Origin of the sequence: Paenibacillus sp. FSL W7-1287 (assembly GCF_038004245.1) — a bacterium.
In the GTDB taxonomy this organism is placed as follows: Bacteria; Bacillota; Bacilli; order Paenibacillales; family Paenibacillaceae; genus Pristimantibacillus; species Pristimantibacillus camelliae.
The window spans coordinates 2,101,836-2,119,141 of the sequence record NZ_JBBORD010000001.1; the positions used below are offsets into that span (position 1 = coordinate 2,101,836).

Consider the following 17,306-nt stretch of genomic DNA (forward strand, 5'->3'; position numbering starts at 1 on the left):
GTGGTGAAAGGAGCCTCGTCTTATAGCCGTAGAAAGGGGCTTGCTATCATGAAAACTGAGGTAAGGCGTACAAGTATTAGAGGCTCAAGCATTCGAACCAAGGCAAACCTTACCGGCTGGCTGTTTATTAGTCTAGCCGTCATAATGATCGTTATATTTTATTTTTATCCGATGCTTCAGGCTTTGTTGCTTTCTTTCAAATCTGGAACAGGAATGAATCTTGATTACGTCGGCATCGATAATTATAAGCGTTTATTTTCAGACAAAACGTTTACAACGGCGTTAACCAATACATTTATTTATCTTATCGTGCAAGTACCAGTAATGATTATTCTCGCTCTGTTTTTATCGGTATTGTTAAATAGCAGACAACTGAAGTTCAGAGGTTTTTTTCGAACAGCTATATTTTTGCCTGCAGTAACCTCTCTCGTTGCGTATTCGGTTATCTTTAAGTATTTATTTGCAACGGACGGGATGATCAATAAGCTGTTCATGAGTATACAATTGATTCAGACTCCGATTGAATGGATCACGGACCCGTTTTGGGCCAAAGTTACTATAATTATTGCGATTACTTGGCGCTGGACTGGCTACAATATGATTTTTTACTTGTCAGCCTTGCAAAATATCGACCAATCCATCTATGAAGCTGCACGTATAGATGGTGCGTCCGCAACGCGTCAATTTTTTGGTATTACGATTCCATTATTGAAGCCAATCATTTTATTCACGTCTATTACATCGACAATTGGTACACTACAGCTATTCGATGAGGTCGTTAACATTACACAGGGTGGACCAGGTAACGCAACGCTGTCGATTTCGCATTATATTTATAACCTATCATTCAAGTATACGTCTGATTTTGGATACGCAGCAACGGTATCTTACTCCATTGTCGTGATCATTATCATACTCGCATTTTTGCAATTCAAATTGGCAGGTGATAAGAAATGAATAAGCTGAAAACGACCGGAACGTATATCTTTTTAATTCTAGCAGCATTCATTTCTATATTCCCATTTTTATGGATGCTCATAAGCGCAACGAATACATCTGCAGATGTAACGAAGGGAAAGCTGATACCAGGTTCGTATTTTTTTGATAATATATCAAATTTGTTCTCTAGTATCGATATTGGAACAGCCTTGCTAAATTCGGCAAAGGTTTCGATTACAACAACGTTGCTTTCACTTGTGATTGCGTCGCTAGCAGGCTATGGCTTTGAGATTTATCGCTCAAAAGCGAAGGATGTTGTGTTCTCGATATTGCTGCTATCGATGATGATTCCATTCGCAGCAATAATGATTCCACTGTTTCAGATGTTCGCGAAATTAAGTTCAGTAGCACCAGCGATCGGTATTGATACGCTGTCAGGTGTAATTTTACCAACTGTTGTTACTGCATTTTTAATCTTTTTCTTTCGGCAAAGCACGAAAATGTTTCCTAAGGAATTGTTGGAGGCAGGCCGCATTGATGGTTTAAGTGAGCTTGGATTGTTTATTCGAGTCTATGCTCCTACCATGAAAACAACCTATGCAGCAGCGGGCATTATTACGTTTATGGCAAGCTGGAACAACTACTTATGGCCGCTAATCGTATTGCAATCGCCAGAGAATCAAACGATACCGATGCTTATCTCACAGCTAGGCTCGAGCTATTCTCCGGATTACGGAATGATTATGACCGCTATCGTTATATCAACGATTCCGACAGCCTTAGTATTTTTCTTCATGCAGAAGCATTTTGTAGCTGGTATGACAGGTTCGGTTAAATAAAAATATGAAGCCATGCATTGAATGCTCTAGACAATGCTTGGCTTTTATAGTATGAATGTATAAGACACCTAATTCATCATAATGGAGGTTTAATTATGACTACAGTAATCCCTACGTTGGATTGGCTCGCAGATCCAGCAGTGTTCGCAGTAAATCGTGTGGAAGCACATTCTGATCATCGCTATTATGAGACGTTGGCTGAAGCAGAGACAAGAGGGGAAATGCGTCTTCGTCACTCACTGAATGGTGCTTGGAAATTCTCTTATAGTAGCAAACCAGCTGATCGTTCTGTTGCCTTTTATGAAACGGGTTTCAGTGTTGATAGTTGGGATTTTATAGAGGTTCCTGGCCATATTCAAATGCAGGGCTACGGTAAGCCACAGTATGTCAATACAATGTATCCATGGGATGGTATTCATGAGCTTAGACCACCTCAGGTTAATATGGAAGACAATCCTGTAGGTAGCTATGTAAAAACGTTTAACGTACCGCAGCATATGAAGAATCTTCCATTATTTATATCGTTCCAAGGTGTAGAGTCTGCTTTCTATGTATGGCTGAATGGAAAGTTTGTCGGCTATAGCGAAGACAGCTTTACGCCATCGGAATTTGAGTTGACGCCTTATCTTACTGAAGGGGAAAACAAGCTAGCTGTTGAAGTATATCAGCGCAGCACAGGAAGCTGGCTAGAGGATCAAGATTTTTGGCGATTCTCAGGCATCTTCCGTGACGTATATTTATATGCAACACCTAAGCTTCATATCGAGGATCTATTCGTTCAAGCCGGTCTAGACGATCAATATCGCAACGGTAATTTATCAGTCGATATTAAGCTAAAGGATGCCGCAGCCGCTTCGGTTGAGTTATTGCTGAAGACTGCTGATCAAGTGCTTGTTGCTGAGAGCAAGCAGGATATTGCCGGTCAAGCAACAGTTAGCGTTGAGCCAGGTGTGGTACAGCCTTGGAGTGCAGAGTCACCGTATTTGTACAGCCTATACGTTATCGTTCGTGACGAGCATGGTGAAATTGTTGAGGTCCTGCATGAGAAGATCGGCTTCCGTCGCTTCGAGATCATCGACAAGGTCATGCATATTAATGGCAAGCGCATTATTTTCAAAGGGGTTAATCGTCATGAATTTAACCCTCGTCGTGGCCGTGCTATTACGAAAGAGGATATGCTATCGGATATTCAAACGATTAAGCAAAACAATCTAAATGCGGTTCGTACCTCTCATTATCCGAATCAGTCACTATGGTATGAGCTATGCGATGAGTACGGGATCTACCTCATCGACGAGATGAATCTTGAGACACATGGATCATGGCAAAAAATGGGTAAAGTAGATCCGTCATGGAACATTCCGCTTCACGATAAGGAGTGGGAAGCAATCGTTATGGATCGCGCGATTTCGATGCTTGAGCGCGATAAAAACCACCCATCCGTGCTAATCTGGTCCCTCGGCAATGAATCGTATGTAGGAGAAGTACTATTGAATGTTGCAAATTATTTCCGCAAAGCTGATCATACGCGTTTGGTTCATTATGAGGGTGTGTTCTATGATCGAAATTTCTCTGCCTGCAGTGATATGGAATCTCGTATGTACGCGAAGCCAGCAGATATTGAAGCATATTTAAACAATAATCCTGAGAAGCCATATATTAGCTGTGAATATATTCATGCAATGGGTAACTCGCTCGGCGGTATGCACAAATATATTGAGCTTGAGGATAAATATCCAATGTATCAGGGTGGATTCATCTGGGATTATATCGACCAAATGATTGTGAAGAAGGATCGCTATGGCAAAGAGTTTCTTGCGTATGGCGGGGACTTTGATGATCGCTCTAACGATAACAATTTCTGTGGCAACGGAATCGTCTATGCCGATCGTACAATCACACCAAAGATGCAAGAGGTAAAGTTTCTTTATCAGAATATAAAGCTTACGCCATCGCGCAATACAGTACTTGTGTGTAATGATAATCTGTTTATAGGCACAGGCGACTACAAGCTGGTGATTACCCTTGCAAGGGATGGTGAGGTGCTGGAGCAGCAGCAGCTGACTATAGACGTTCCTGCGGGTGAGCAGCGCGAATATGAGCTAGCTTGGACTGCTGACCAGTCAGCAGCTGGAGAATATACAGTAACAGCTTCCGTCCAGCTTGCAGAAGCAACACGATGGGCTGAAGTCGGTCATGAGGTTGCCTTTGGCCAGCATCGCTTTATTGAAGCGAAGCAAGAAGCTCCATTGCAGCAGCGTACATTCCGCGTGGCGGAAGGCGATGTCAACGTTGGAGTCCATGGCAGTGATTTCAGCATTATGTTCAGTAAAGGTGCAGGTACTTTAATTTCAGTTAATTATGACGGTCGTGAGATGATTGCACAGCCGCCTCATGTCCTGTTCTGGAGAGCGACTACCGATAACGATAAAGGCTATGCTCAGGGCTACGAACGTGCACTTTGGTATGCAGCGAGCCTGTCTCGTAGATGTGTTGGCTTTGAGCTAGAACAGTCTGAATATAGCGTGACGGTTACCTTTACGTATAAATTCAGCATTCATCCTGAGCTAGAGGTAAAAGTAGCTTATACTGTAACTGAGGGCGGAAATATCGCTGTCAAAGCTGATTACTCGGGTGCGGAAGGCTTACCGACGTTGCCAATTTTTGCACTGTCCTTCAAGGTGCCAGCTGACTATGATTTGCTTGATTGGTATGCGATGGGACCAGAGGAGAACTATATTGACCGTGTTCACGGTGCGCGCTTAATGACGTTCCAGAATCGAGCGCAGGATAACGTTGCTAGATATGTTGTCCCTCAGGAGAGCGGCAACCGTACAGGCGTAAGAAGAGTGGCGATAACGAATGAGCTGAAGCAAGGCCTTGTTATCAATTCTTCTCCAGAAGCGCCAGTTGAATGCCGTATCGCTCCTTATACCGCATTCGAGCTAGAAAATGCTGTGCATCATTATGAGCTGCCTAATGTACACTATACTGTCGTAACTGTTGCAGGCAAGCAGATGGGCGTAGGCGGAGACGATAGCTGGGGTGCGCCGGTTCATCCAGAATATCATATTGCTAGCGAGCAGCCGCTAAGCTTTGAATTTACAATATCAAGAGCGAAGTAATGACGATGCAAGCGTGGAGAGTTTGAGCTCTCTCCGCTTGCATTTTTTTGTTTGCGTGAAATTTCACATCGAGTTTACATTTCGTTAATATGAATGTTCTATAATTGAAAGGAAGCAAGCAGATTAATAGATGAGATGAATGAAATGATATTAAATGATAGGCTTGACAGCCATGGTTGTTATAAAGGAGTGTGTTGGCTTGAGTAATACGATATTAGTCGTAGAAGACGAGAGAAAAATTGCGAGGTTACTTCAAATTGAACTAGAAAGTGAAGGCTATCACGTTAAGGTAGCAGGTGACGGGTTAACTGGACTGGAGCTCTATCGTGAGGGCGACATTGATTTACTTATTCTAGATGTGATGATGCCTGGCATGAGCGGTATAGAGCTGCTGCGTAGAGTACGAACGGTTGATGAATACACGCCTGTCATATTATTAACTGCTAAAAGCTCGATCGAGGATAAAGTGTCTGGTCTCGATCTTGGAGCCTCGGATTATATGACTAAGCCGTTCGAGATAGAAGAGCTACTCGCACGTATACGAGCAGCACTTCGTATTTCATCGAAAGCAACCCCTGTACCAGTTCAGACTGAACAATGGTTTGAGGTTGCGGACTTACGCTTAAACGAAATGATGCGAGAGGTATATCGCGGCGAGCAACTTATTCAATTAACGCAAAAGGAATTTGATTTACTTGCATATTTAATGCGTAACGAAAAAATTGTTTTGAATCGAGAGCAAATATTGACTGAGGTATGGGGCTACGACTTCGCAGGAGATACAAATATCGTTGATGTGTATATTCGTTATGTCCGCAAAAAAGTAGATGCGAGCTTTGATAAGCCATTAATACATACCGTTCGCGGTATTGGGTACGTCATAAGAGAGCAAACGCCATGAAGCTAAGTAAAAAAATATATTTGTTCTCATCCGTATTATTTATTGTGCTACATTGTGTAGCAAGCATCGTGATTTACTTTGTATTTAGTCATATCTCCCTGCAGAATGAGCTGCAGCAGCTAAGAGCTGAAGCAGTTCATGTGACGAGTGAGCTTAAGCAAGCAAGTGATCAAGCCGTTGTAGAGGAATTACTACGCTCCTTCGTACCGGTAAATGGATTAATCGCATTAATTGATGATCCGAATCAGCTCCCGATCATCGTTACATCGGCCTCAGAGGCTAAGCTGAAAGAGTATACGTTTGCATTCTCTCCAAGCTTAATTATTGAGAAGGTTTCGTTCAAGGATTCGCAATATGGCTACGTTTCTGTACCTTATATCGCAAGTAACGGGCAGATCATGAATGTTCAGCTTATGATGAACCTCGCTGAGCTAACTTCGATGCTGAGATTGCTTCGTCTCGTGTTAGTAGTTGTTGCGATCTGTGTATGTATCCCTGCGATATTTTCTAGTCGTTTACTCGGAGAGCTTATTATGAAGCCAATTAAAGCGATGACTAGAACGATGAAGGAGGTCGTAAGAAGCGGGAGCTTTGTGAAGCTTCAATCAGTGGAGCAATCGAAGGATGAGCTATATGAGATGGGGGAAACCTTCAATGAGATGATAGAGCTGTTAGAATCGAACTATAAGAGGCAGGAGCAGTTTGTATCTAATGCTTCTCATGAGCTTAAAACACCGATTACAGTCATTGAGAGCTATGCAAGCTTGATTAAGCGAAGAGTTAAACAGCAGCCTGAGATTCTTGAAGAATCCATTGAAGCCATACATTCAGAGGCGATTCGAATGAAGGAGATGACAGAACAGCTGCTGCTGCTTGCAAAGCCAAGTCGACAATGGAACATCGTCAAGAAAGATGTGGACCTCCTCGAGCTAACTGAGAAAACAGCGCAGCATTATAGGAAGGCATATCAACGAGAGATTACGATTATTTCAAGTACAGCTCAAGAGGCTGTGGTCGTACAGACTGATCCAGAAAAGCTAACACAGCTATTGATTATATTGCTAGACAATGCACGCAAATACAGTGAATCGACGATACAAATTGAATTAAAGCAAGATGAGACAGAGGTATATTCGCTTACTGTAAAAGATTATGGTATCGGTATTCCAAAGGATGAGCTCGAGCGAATATTTGAGCGATTTTATCGTGTTGATCAGACTAGGACGAGGCAAACAACAGAGGATAAAGTTAGTGTAGGGCTTGGCTTATCGTTAGCGAAGGAAATTGCTGAGGCGATACAGGTAGATATTCAGTTAGATAGCGTGGAGGGTTTAGGCACAACGGCTACGATTATTTTTAATCATGCAGTGTCTTCTCAGTGAAATTTAATAAACCCCCTGTAAACTAAGGTGAAAAAGTAAAAAGGGGACGAATCTATGACAAGAAAAAACAAGGGATTATTGATACTAGGTTCATTTGGGATACTTTGCATAGCTGGGGCCATCGTATACGCAGCAGTTAATGCTTCTCCACGTCTCACACAAGAGGAAGCGCTGAAGATCGTGCAGACAGAGTATGCGGGAGAGGTTATTGATGCTAAGCAGCAAGGGCATGAGTATCTTGTTACGTTAGCTACAACCGCAGGTACTTATGAAATAACCGTACCTAAGCGCGGTGGAGGTATTGAAAGTATTGCTAAGCTCGAAAGTCTAACGGGCTCAACGATTGTCGCTGAGGCAGATACTGCTCTCTCAGAAAATAAGCATGCTGGCATGCATCACGATAAACCATCGAGCAGTTCTGAAAAACAAGCGGAATCAGTTGATACGGGAGCTACAGCTAAGGACACAGATTCCAATTCAGTTGAAAGCCCAAGTAACACATCAAAGCCCAACAAAGCTCCAAGCCGTGAAGTTGCTCCTCTTGAACAAAATGAGAAGGCGGCTAATAGCTCTACCCCTGTACCATCATCGACTACCACAGCGCTCGTCTCTGAGAAAAAGGCGAGTGAGATTGCTCTAAAGCAGATAGCTGGAGAAATCGATGATATTGATCTTCATTCGAAGGGAGATCAGCGATATTATTTAATCGAAATTGAGTCCACTGACGGTCAAGATGCAGTAGTACAAATTCATGCAGTTTCAGGAAAGGTAATGTCAATTAGCTGGGATAATGATGGCACCGATGACGATGACGACGACGAATAATGAAAACTTTGAAAGATACTCAGCACAATCTCATCAAATTCTAATCTTTCTCTTATGTTTCTCTTAGATTCGAACGTTATTCTTACATTATGAAATAAAGAGGAGGAATAAATGATGATGAAAAAATTTTGGATGATCTCGATTGCATCTGTCGCAGCACTAAGTATTACAGGTGGTGTCATGGCTGCACAATCAGGGCAATTCATTGGTTCCACAAAAGCAAAGGAAGCAGCTCTTTCTATTCAAGAGGGCAAGGTAGAAGAAATTGAACTAGACAATGAAAAGGGTAAACCTGTCTATGAGGTGGAAATTAAAACAGATGGTAAGGACGATGTTGAAGTAAAGGTCGATGCTGTAACTGGTAGTATTGTTAAAGTAGATTATGATGATGATGTAAAACAAAAGAAAGCTGAAAATCAAAGCAGCAAGACAAATCAATCAACAACCTCAACGGTAAAAGCTGTAGAGAAGCAAACGAAGAAGTCAAATGATGGGCGTATTACGAAGGAACAAGCTATTGCTATCGCACTTAAGATTGTTGATGGAAAAGTAGAAGAGGTTGAGCTAGATAAAGACGATGGCGTTCTAAAGTACGAAATCGAAATTGTTAATAGCGAACTAGAAGCAGATATCGAAATCGCTGCTTATGGTGGTAAGGTATTGTCCAAAGAGCTTGATTATCATGATGACGACGATGATCGTTATGACGATGACAAGGATGATGACGATGATGACGACGATGATGATCGCTATGATGACTAAGATGTGCGGAGTGAATAGCTTCCTTGTAGTAGAAGCTAAGATTTAATAAATGAAAACTAAAGCCAGCTTAGTGAGGCTTTCCTAGCATAATCGAGGGAAGAGCGCTCATGTAAGCTGGCTATTTTGTTGCCATTACTATGACAGTTATTAATTATATGGACGGAAGCCCTTTTTTCAGCATTTCTAATCGATAAACATATTCGAATATAAATTCAAATGATTCTAGATGACGTTTAGCTTCAAATGCATTAGCGCCCCATGCATAAATACCATGCTTACGCAAAATGATACCAGGTACCTTATGATCAAGTGATTCTGTTATCTCTGGAATAATTGAAGGAATATGAGCGAAGTTGTTTACAATTGGAATTTCCAATTGATATTCTTCCTCCCATATATTCAAGCCTTTAATAAGCTCTACACCATCGACAGGTACAGAGCGGCGATGCCAAAAATATTCAGAGATTACGTTACTGAATACAGAATGAATATGGAATATCGCTCCTGCTCCAGTTAAACGGTAGATTTCGCAATGAACTAATGTTTCAGCAGAAGGACGTTGATTCGTTGCTTCAACCGGCTGTGCATTCTGATCGACGAACAAAAAATCTTCCGGTGTATTGATATATTTGTCTTTACCGCTCGCTGTTATGCCGAAATAAAATTGGTCTGGTGAGTAATCACCAACTCTAATCGACAGGTTGCCTGCTGTTCCAGGAAACCAATTTCGTGAAGCGAATGCATCCTTAATTTCACGGAGCTTGATAAGCACTTCCTGCTTGTCCTGCAATGGAATATCTTTAAAATTCATAACTTCTATCCTTTCTGCTTCATAGCCTCGATAATATCGTAAAAGGTAGCGAATTCTGTATGAGCAATGCTAAGCTCTCGGCATTTTTCAGTTAGATGTGAACGGGAAAATACTTGATCTGCTAGCTTTGCCCCTTCGAAATCAGTTACGCTATCTCCGATAATGATCCGTTCATATTGCTCTTCACTGAATTGACGCATGATCGTTGGCTTGCACATGCCGCAATCGTTGCTGCAATGCTCATCACAAGGATGTGGCCATAGAATTTCGATACGCTCTCCAGAAAAGTCACTTTTATTGCAATAGATATGATCCTCAGCGATCTCATATCGTGCTAATATCGGGTATACAAAGAAATCAATGCCACCGCTCGTTACATAAAATTCAATGTCGTTATCCTTACAGAATTGAACGAATTCTGCAAAGCCTTCACGAATTCGTGCGTTTGAGATTCCGAATTGGACGACCTCCTCTTTCATCGAGGTAGGAAGGAGGCGAAATAGGGAACCGACTCCTTCTTTAATCGAAATCTCTGTGGAAATGGTTTTATTTACGAGCTCTTCCCAGCCTTCTGGCTGAAAATGCTTAATAATTGCAACAATATTGTCATTGACCGTAATCGTTCCATCAAAGTCACAGAATACGATTTTTTTCTTTGCTGTCATGATTGCTTAATCCCCCATGCTTGAATTGCAGCAGCTAGCTCATCATGCTGCGGCTTTGTAGCGGCTTCCTCGAGCGATACGCCTTGAAGGCAGGCTTGAATGGCTTGATGGAAAGCTCGTCCACCTGCAGCAGTACCCATTGGATGACCATGAATGCCTCCGCCTGCATTTACGACTACGTCATGTCCAAAATCCTTCAAAATAAGCGGTACAATACCAGGATGAATACCAGCAGAAGGGACAGGCATGCTTTGCTTTAGGTGATGCAGCGGCTGCTTCAATGCTGCATCGATGGCTAAGTTTTCTTCTTTTGGCATAACGACAGAACCATACGGTGAAGGGAAGAGAACAAGATCAGCTCCAGCTAATCGATTCAGCTTGCCTAAAAGCACAGCAGGGCTCATACCGTAGTATGCAGAAGGATAGATGGCGCCAGCTAGTGCGGGATGTGAAGCAATCGGAACATTAATGTCTGGATCGCTGCTTAGCTCATGCAGCACGTCAAAGCCATAGGATAACGTATTAAAAAGCAAAGCATTCGCCCCAGCTGCGATTGCTTTTTTCGCTTGCTCTGCTAGCTTGCTCGTCGGCCCTGTCAAATTTACAGCATATAAGAGCTTTTGTCCAGTTACCTCCTGAGCTTTTCTTGCTGCTTCCATACAAACCTCAGCTCGCTTCTCTATCGGAGTAAGCGGGTTTTCGAACAGAATTTCATCATCCTTTATGAGATCTACACCACCGAGTGCCTGTTGATAAAACTGCTCCTGTAGACCATTAAGATCATAGCCAACTACGGATTTGAAAATACTCATCAGCAGCGGGCGATCTTGCACACCAACTAAATCTCTAACACCCTGCAAGCCGAATTTTGGACCAGGGAAAGCGGAAGCAAAATCCTCACTGACATCAATATCGATGAGCTTGATACGGCCATCCATCGATAGCTTGCCAAAGATTGTAACGAGCAGGGCAGGGATGTCACGACTAAAATTAATATCTGGGTAACCGATAACGATATCTGCATAGCGCGCTGCATCTTTTGGTTCATGAACGGTTACCGACAGTACCTTGCCAAGATGCTTCTCCATTGAAGCCTTTTGAGCTTCTGGCAGCTCAGTCCAGCTGCCAACGGTTAAGCCGACTGCAATAGATAATGCTTTTTTATCAAAATCAGCTTTTTCATCAAAAGCACGATACGTTGCAATACACATACTCATGTTAGATATCCTCCTCAATCGCACGTCCGATTTCTGCTGCGCGTTCTGCACAGCGATTAATGCCAGACAATAGCGCATGCTCAAGACCGTTTTCTGCCATAGCCTCAATCGCTGCTTGTGTCGTTCCATTTGGAGATGATACTTTGCGACGAAGGTCTGCAGGAGCCTCCTGTGTTTGTTCAACCATTGAAGCTGCACCAAGCACGGTTTGCGTTACAAGCTGAGAGGCCTGCTCCTCTGTGAAGCCGGCCTGCTGAGCACCCTTCATCATAATTTCCATAATATAGTAAATGTAGGCTGGTCCACTACCAGTAATACTCGTTATTGAGTCCTGCATCGATTCATCAATTACCGCATAAATACCAGTAGAATCGAAGATGGTTTCTGTCATAAATCGCTGCTGCTCAGTCACTGTGCTAGAGTAGCTAATTCCAGTCACACCAAGACCGATTGTGCTTGACGTATTCGGCATCGTACGCACAATTGGTATTTCGTTACCTAGCAGCTTCTGCATGCCTTGAATGCTGAGTCCAGCAATGACGGAGACAACAAGCTGAGAAGGACGCAGCAATGGCTTAAGGCTGCGAATTGCCTCAACGGCATCCTTAGGCTTCATTGCAAGAAATACGATGTCTGCTTCCTGTAAATATTGCTCATTGGTTTTGCCTTGCATGGCAGTCTGTACACCGTATTGCATATGGAGCTCTTGCTGGCGTTCCTTGTTGGAACGGTTAATCATGGCAATTTGCTTGCTTGGAACAAGCTCTTGATTCAAAATTCCTCTCACAATGGCTTCTGCCATCGCACCTGCACCATAAAAGCATAAACGCTGTTTGGCTATGCTACTAGAATCCTCATGAAGGTTCATCGTTAGGTTTCCTCCTTGTCTATTGCTTCTCATTGATGTTCTTTAGGTTATATTATTTACGAATTTGTCCATTGCCTCGAATCATATATTTACTGCTCGTTAATGCAGGCAGTCCCATAGGTCCTCTTGCGTGCAGCTTTTGTGTACTAATCCCGATCTCTGCGCCAAAGCCAAACTCAAAGCCATCCGTAAATCGAGTGGAGGCGTTATGATATACTGCGGCTGCATCAACGCTTTGTAGAAATAGAGCAGCGTGCTGCTCATTTTCAGTGACGATACATTCGGAATGCATCGTGCCGAATTTACTAATATGGGCAAGTGCCTCATGTACATCGTCAACAACACGAACATTTAGTATATAATCATTGTATTCCGTCGCATAAACTTCATCTGTTGCAGTAGCAGCTGCTGGATATAGAGCCTTTGTCTCGGAACAACCGCGGAATTCTACCTGTGAGTCGGCAAGTGGAGCGAGCAGCTCTGATAAGTGCTGTGCGGCAAATTGCTTATGCACAAGTAATGTTTCCATTGCATTACAAACGGAAGGACGCTGCACCTTAGCATTCCAAGCAATTTGCTTTGCCATTTCTAGCTGTGCTGTTTCATCGATAAATGTATGGCAAATACCGGAGCCTGTTTCAATCACAGGAACTGTTGCATTCTCGACGACCGTACGAATAAGCGATGCGCCACCGCGTGGGATGACGACATCAAGCAATCCATTAGCCTTTAGCATCTCGTTAACGGATGCGCGATCGGAATCCTCGATGAGTTGGATGGCGTCAGCTGGAAGTGCTGTAGAGGCTAAGGCATCACGCATAATCTCAACAATTTTTTTGTTTGATTCTAGCGCTGCTGAACCACCTCTAAGAACAACCGTATTCCCCGTCTTCAAGCAAAGTCCGGTTGCATCTACCGTTACATTTGGACGCGCTTCATAGATCATGCCAATTACACCAAGCGGTACGCGAATCTGCGTAATAGATAGTCCGTTAGGGCGAGTAAAGTGAGCAAGCTCTTCACCTACAGGATCATCTAATGCAACAATCTGACGCAGACCTTCAGCAATGCCATCAATTCGTTCCTTATTCAAGGCTAACCGATCAAGTAGGGATTCACTTGTTCCGTTGCTGCGACCATTATCTAGATCAATTTGGTTAGCAGCTATAATTTGGTCTGCATGAGCAATTAGTGCATCAGCCATCGCAAGTAGCGCTTCATTTTTTTGCTCCGTCGATACATTGTTCGTCAACGCCGCCGCCTGCTTCGCCAGCAACGCCTTTTGCTTCACTTCAGTAATCATTACAATTCCTCCTTTGATATAACTACCTATATTAAAAGTTTGGTTATTAATAAATGATAAATAAGAGCTATTCGCCGTCGATTACGCTGAAACGAGATACATCGTAATCAAAGTTCAACTTTTAAATGTCCCCAATTCCGTTAAGAGTTTAAAAGTTGAGCTTTCAGTACCAAGAAGATGGGACGATACTAGAGAACGAGGATCGCAGCGTACGGTTTAGGTACGTGAGAACCGGAGTTTTCGGTAGCGTTACATATTCGCTGTCGATTACGCTGCAACGAGTTACATCGTAATCAAAGCCCAGCTTTTAAACTTCCCCTAAAGGGTTATCCATTCATCACGATGAATTACCTCAATCCTCTGCACATCAAGACGCCGTTGGACTTCCTCTGTTGATAGACCAGCTGCTGCTTGGAGCTGCCAGCTAGCATAGTTCACGACACCTCGCCCGACTATCCGTCCGTCAACATCCATTACTTCAACAACGTCGCCTGGATGGAACTCACCGTTGCAGCTAATGACGCCAGCTGGAAGCAAGCTTTTATGTTTTTCTTGCATGGCAAGGACGGCCCCTTGATCAATGACGATGGTTCCGCTAGGAGTGGAGTGGAAGCCAAGCCATTGCTTTTTCATAGGTAAAGAGTTCTGTACCGTATCAAAATACGTTCCACGTCCATTGCCGTTAAGAGCAGAAACTAAGTCTCCTTGCTGCTGCACACGACCAATAAAGGTTGGAACACCACCACGCATCGCAATACGTGCAGCTTCGATCTTCGAACGCATTCCACCTGTGCCTACAGCACTGCCCGCGCCGCCAGCAAGCTCTAACAGTTCATTAGAGATTTGCTCAACGCGTTCGATTTTTGTTGCATCCGGATTTTTTCTAGGATCAGCAGTGTATAAGCCATCCATGTCCGTTATGATCACTAGCTTACTAGCTCTCGTCATTGTAGCAACAAGAGAGGAGAGGTGATCATTGTCACCAAACTTCAGTACAATTTCGGCTGTTGATACTGTATCGTTCTCATTAATAATTGGAACAATACGCTGAGAGAGCAGCTCTTCTATCGTCATTAATGCGTGATTAATGCGCGTGCGATTAGAAAAGTCGTGCCTAGTTAATAGAATTTGAGCCGTAACAATACCGTATTGGGCAAAGCATTCCTGGTAGGCCTGCATAAGCAATGCTTGACCGACAGCAGCAGCAGCTTGCTTTTGGTGTACGAGCTTCGGTCTACTCTCATACCCAATCTCACGAAAGCCAGCTGCAACGGCACCTGACGTAACGAGCATAACTTGCTTGCCTTGCTGATGCAGCTGAGCAAGCTCTGATGCGAAAAATTCAATATTAGGTTTATGTAAACCGCCTTCAGCAGAAGTTAATGAGCTGCTGCCGATTTTAACTACAATACGTTCCATTATACTCACCTAGTATCCTATGATAAATAATAAAAAAGACCTTCGTCCCTATATAAAGGACGAAAGTCGTTAACTCCCGCGGTACCACCTTTGTTGACACAGTTGTGCCCAGCTCAATGCCTGATAACAGAGGCGCTGTCCGATCTTCTCGGCCGCTTAGAGATAGGTTTCAGAAGAGGCTTAGATAAATTCTTACAGCCGGTGGAATTTACTCTCTGCACAAAGCGTTTCTTCTTACTGGTCCCTTCAACACGTTTCATCATTTGATTGTATTAAGAATAGCATGAATCGGCTTGCTCTGTAAAGAAATGACACAGCCTATTTGAATAAGGAAAGCTTGCCGATACGGTAGATTGCTTCCTGTAATCTTGCTTCATTCGTAAGCAGACCTAATCTCACATAGCCTTCACCAGAAGTACCGAAGCCATTGCCTGGTGCGACGACGACGCCTGCTTGCTCAAGCACGATGTCAGCAAACTGAGATGAAGTCATGCCATCTGGTACTGGAAGCCAGCAGAAGAATGAGCCGCTAGGCATTTCTGCCTTCCAGCCGATCTCATGCAATGCTTGGAACAATGCATTGCGACGACGTTCGTAGGTAGCCGTTAACTCATCCACACATTGCTGTGAGCTCGTTAATGCAACGGCCGCAGCTTCTTGAATGCCACCGAACAGTGAGCAATAATAGTGATCCTGGATAAGATTAATCTGCTCTACAATCTTGGCATTACCAAGCGCAAAACCTACACGCCAGCCAGCCATATTATAGCTCTTAGACAAGGTGTATACCTCTATACCGACATCTTTTGCACCAGCCGATTGAAGAAAGCTTGTCGGCTTTTTGCCGTCGAAGCCAATCGTTCCGTAAGCAAAATCGCTCGTTACAATAATATTATGCTTGCGTGCAAAAGCAATGGCTTCATCATAGAAGGCAGTACTTGCTGTTGCGCCAGTTGGATTGTTCGGGTAATTAAGGAACATTAGCTTCGCTCGGTCGGCAACATCGGGTGCGATGGCCTTAAAATCAGGTAAGTATTGATGCTGAGCTAGCAGCGGCATAAATTCCATCTTACCGCCTGCAAGTGCAACACCAGACCAGTAGTCAGGATAACCCGGGTCAGGGACGAGACAAATATCCCCAGGATTTAAGAAGCACTGGCTTATTTCGACTAGTCCAGTTTTACCGCCAAATAAAATAGCAACCTCGGTAGCTGGATCAAGCTCAACACCATAATCCTCAAGATAGCGTTTAGCAATCGCTTCTTTTAGGAACGAATAACCGCTAAACGGAGGGTATTTATGATATAAAGGGTTAGCCGCTGCCTGCTGCAGCGCTTCAACGATATGAGAGGGAGTAGGCTGGTCAGGATTGCCCTGTCCAAGATTAATAATATCTTTCCCCATTGCAATTTGCTTATTAGCCTTAGCAACGAGAGTAGAAAAAAACTGAGTTGGCAGCCCGGTCATACGAGCTGCTGGCTCAATATGAATTTGTTGCTCTGTTGTCATATGATCTCCACCATCCACGCTTCAAAATTCCAAGTCTTAAACTTAACCAATAGAACTAATGTAGCATGAATGGTTGGAGAAATGAAGAGCTTTATACAACTATTACATGCCAATCCAACAGGCTAGCTAGGAATATTCAAGCTTTTAATGAACGGTGTGATATCTTCATGAATGTGGAAGAAATACGGTTTTTTATTGTCATCAAACATAAGCAGCAGCGGTTCTTTGTTCGGATCCGCATAATAAAACAGAAAAATTTCCTTCACCGTTAGAGTGACCTGTCCAACATTCAATGGTTTTGCCGGATCGACCGGAACACGAACGATATAAGTCGCCTTCATATCTGGTTGAATCTCAGGGGCTAAGCTTGTGATTTGCCCTAACCATTGCTCTGCGGTTTTTTGAAACTGTTCATTATTGGCTACCGCATGGACAACCTTTCCCTTCGCAACATCAAACACTTGGATGTTGTTATTGACTGGTTGTGCCTGTGATTGCGACTCGCCCATCATAAATTGTGCAGGGATGCTTACCCAATTGTAGTCTTCATATACTTGCTGCGGCTCGTGAGCTGACGCTGTTAGTGAAGCTACAGGCGCAATCATGACGAAGGACATCAGAACGAGCAATGCTGTAATAGACCGTTTCATTACTACCACTCCTTCAATATGAAATGTATGTCATTCAAGATGAGTAACTGCTCAAATCAACCTGACGTGCATTAGCTTACCCATCTTGACA

15 protein-coding genes are annotated in these 17,306 nt (G+C 43.3%); 7 read left to right on the forward strand and 8 right to left on the reverse strand.

Annotated elements, in window-relative coordinates; all coding sequences use genetic code 11:
* Nucleotides 1–48 precede the first annotated feature (48 nt).
* The 7 genes from NSQ99_RS09570 to NSQ99_RS09600 all read left to right on the forward strand — a co-directional run bounded on the left by NSQ99_RS09570 (nucleotide 49) and on the right by NSQ99_RS09600 (nucleotide 8,773).
* Complete coding sequence (locus NSQ99_RS09570; RefSeq protein WP_251666547.1) at nucleotides 49–957, forward strand: carbohydrate ABC transporter permease; 909 nt, start codon at nucleotides 49–51, stop codon at nucleotides 955–957.
* A complete protein-coding gene (locus NSQ99_RS09575) occupies nucleotides 954–1,778 on the forward strand; it encodes a carbohydrate ABC transporter permease (protein ID WP_251666546.1) in 825 nt (274 codons plus the stop codon). The genes NSQ99_RS09570 and NSQ99_RS09575 overlap by 4 nt, the downstream gene beginning before the upstream one ends.
* A gap of 95 nt (nucleotides 1,779–1,873) precedes the next feature.
* Entirely contained in the window at nucleotides 1,874–4,903 is a 3,030-nt protein-coding gene (locus NSQ99_RS09580; protein WP_340836322.1) for a glycoside hydrolase family 2 TIM barrel-domain containing protein, read from the forward strand.
* 199 nt (nucleotides 4,904–5,102) lie between these two features.
* The gene (locus NSQ99_RS09585; RefSeq protein WP_251666544.1) at nucleotides 5,103–5,804 is read left to right on the forward strand and encodes a response regulator transcription factor; all 702 of its coding nucleotides are present in this window, start codon (nucleotides 5,103–5,105) and stop codon (nucleotides 5,802–5,804) included.
* On the forward strand, nucleotides 5,801–7,186 hold the full coding sequence (locus NSQ99_RS09590) for a HAMP domain-containing sensor histidine kinase (RefSeq protein ID WP_340836324.1): 1,386 nt from the start codon (nucleotides 5,801–5,803) through the stop codon (nucleotides 7,184–7,186). The genes NSQ99_RS09585 and NSQ99_RS09590 overlap by 4 nt, the downstream gene beginning before the upstream one ends.
* Before the next feature lie 54 nt (nucleotides 7,187–7,240).
* Entirely contained in the window at nucleotides 7,241–8,011 is a 771-nt protein-coding gene (locus NSQ99_RS09595; protein ID WP_340836326.1) for a PepSY domain-containing protein, read from the forward strand.
* A gap of 111 nt (nucleotides 8,012–8,122) precedes the next feature.
* Complete coding sequence (locus NSQ99_RS09600; RefSeq protein ID WP_340836328.1) at nucleotides 8,123–8,773, forward strand: PepSY domain-containing protein; 651 nt, start codon at nucleotides 8,123–8,125, stop codon at nucleotides 8,771–8,773.
* A 151-nt stretch (nucleotides 8,774–8,924) separates the two neighbouring features.
* Here NSQ99_RS09600 and mtnB read toward each other — a convergent pair whose 3' ends face one another.
* The 8 genes from mtnB to NSQ99_RS09640 form a co-directional block, all read right to left on the reverse strand.
* Nucleotides 8,925–9,584 carry a methylthioribulose 1-phosphate dehydratase gene (gene mtnB, locus NSQ99_RS09605; RefSeq protein ID WP_251666540.1) on the reverse strand — a complete coding sequence of 220 codons (660 nt, stop codon included), beginning with the start codon at nucleotides 9,582–9,584 and terminating at the stop codon, nucleotides 8,925–8,927.
* 5 nt (nucleotides 9,585–9,589) lie between these two features.
* On the reverse strand, nucleotides 9,590–10,249 hold the full coding sequence (locus tag NSQ99_RS09610) for a 2-hydroxy-3-keto-5-methylthiopentenyl-1-phosphate phosphatase (RefSeq protein WP_340836330.1): 660 nt from the start codon (nucleotides 10,247–10,249) through the stop codon (nucleotides 9,590–9,592).
* Nucleotides 10,246–11,466, reverse strand: a complete 1,221-nt coding sequence (locus NSQ99_RS09615; RefSeq protein WP_340836331.1) for a 2,3-diketo-5-methylthiopentyl-1-phosphate enolase — start codon at nucleotides 11,464–11,466, stop codon at nucleotides 10,246–10,248. Before NSQ99_RS09615 ends, NSQ99_RS09610 begins: the two co-directional genes overlap by 4 nt.
* A gap of 1 nt (nucleotide 11,467) precedes the next feature.
* A complete protein-coding gene (gene proC / locus NSQ99_RS09620) occupies nucleotides 11,468–12,334 on the reverse strand; it encodes a pyrroline-5-carboxylate reductase (RefSeq protein WP_251666537.1) in 867 nt (288 codons plus the stop codon).
* A 52-nt stretch (nucleotides 12,335–12,386) separates the two neighbouring features.
* Nucleotides 12,387–13,637, reverse strand: coding sequence for a glutamate-5-semialdehyde dehydrogenase (locus NSQ99_RS09625; protein ID WP_340836333.1), 1,251 nt, complete (start codon nucleotides 13,635–13,637; stop codon nucleotides 12,387–12,389).
* Between the two features lie 318 nt (nucleotides 13,638–13,955).
* A complete protein-coding gene (gene proB, locus NSQ99_RS09630; RefSeq protein WP_340838767.1) occupies nucleotides 13,956–15,059 on the reverse strand; it encodes a glutamate 5-kinase in 1,104 nt (367 codons plus the stop codon).
* 315 nt (nucleotides 15,060–15,374) lie between these two features.
* The gene (locus NSQ99_RS09635; protein ID WP_340836334.1) at nucleotides 15,375–16,565 is read right to left on the reverse strand and encodes a pyridoxal phosphate-dependent aminotransferase; all 1,191 of its coding nucleotides are present in this window, start codon (nucleotides 16,563–16,565) and stop codon (nucleotides 15,375–15,377) included.
* Between the two features lie 122 nt (nucleotides 16,566–16,687).
* Entirely contained in the window at nucleotides 16,688–17,215 is a 528-nt protein-coding gene (locus NSQ99_RS09640) for a hypothetical protein (RefSeq protein WP_340836335.1), read from the reverse strand.
* Nucleotides 17,216–17,306: the final 91 nt, after the last annotated feature.

Bases quoted from the DNA above. Each gene is read 5' to 3' on its own strand.
- NSQ99_RS09570 (WP_251666547.1), top strand. From the start codon at position 49: ATGAAAACTGAGGTAAGGCGTACAAGTATTAGAGGCTCAAGCATTCGA.
- NSQ99_RS09575 (WP_251666546.1), top strand. From the start codon at position 954: ATGAATAAGCTGAAAACGACCGGAACGTATATCTTTTTAATTCTAGCA.
- NSQ99_RS09580 (WP_340836322.1), top strand. From the start codon at position 1,874: ATGACTACAGTAATCCCTACGTTGGATTGGCTCGCAGATCCAGCAGTG.
- NSQ99_RS09590 (WP_340836324.1), top strand. From the start codon at position 5,801: ATGAAGCTAAGTAAAAAAATATATTTGTTCTCATCCGTATTATTTATT.
- NSQ99_RS09595 (WP_340836326.1), top strand. From the start codon at position 7,241: ATGACAAGAAAAAACAAGGGATTATTGATACTAGGTTCATTTGGGATA.
- NSQ99_RS09600 (WP_340836328.1), top strand. From the start codon at position 8,123: ATGATGATGAAAAAATTTTGGATGATCTCGATTGCATCTGTCGCAGCA.
- mtnB (WP_251666540.1), bottom strand. From the start codon at position 9,584: ATGAATTTTAAAGATATTCCATTGCAGGACAAGCAGGAAGTGCTTATC.
- NSQ99_RS09610 (WP_340836330.1), bottom strand. From the start codon at position 10,249: ATGACAGCAAAGAAAAAAATCGTATTCTGTGACTTTGATGGAACGATT.
- NSQ99_RS09615 (WP_340836331.1), bottom strand. From the start codon at position 11,466: ATGAGTATGTGTATTGCAACGTATCGTGCTTTTGATGAAAAAGCTGAT.
- proC (WP_251666537.1), bottom strand. From the start codon at position 12,334: ATGAACCTTCATGAGGATTCTAGTAGCATAGCCAAACAGCGTTTATGC.
- NSQ99_RS09625 (WP_340836333.1), bottom strand. From the start codon at position 13,637: ATGATTACTGAAGTGAAGCAAAAGGCGTTGCTGGCGAAGCAGGCGGCG.
- NSQ99_RS09635 (WP_340836334.1), bottom strand. From the start codon at position 16,565: ATGACAACAGAGCAACAAATTCATATTGAGCCAGCAGCTCGTATGACC.
- NSQ99_RS09640 (WP_340836335.1), bottom strand. From the start codon at position 17,215: ATGAAACGGTCTATTACAGCATTGCTCGTTCTGATGTCCTTCGTCATG.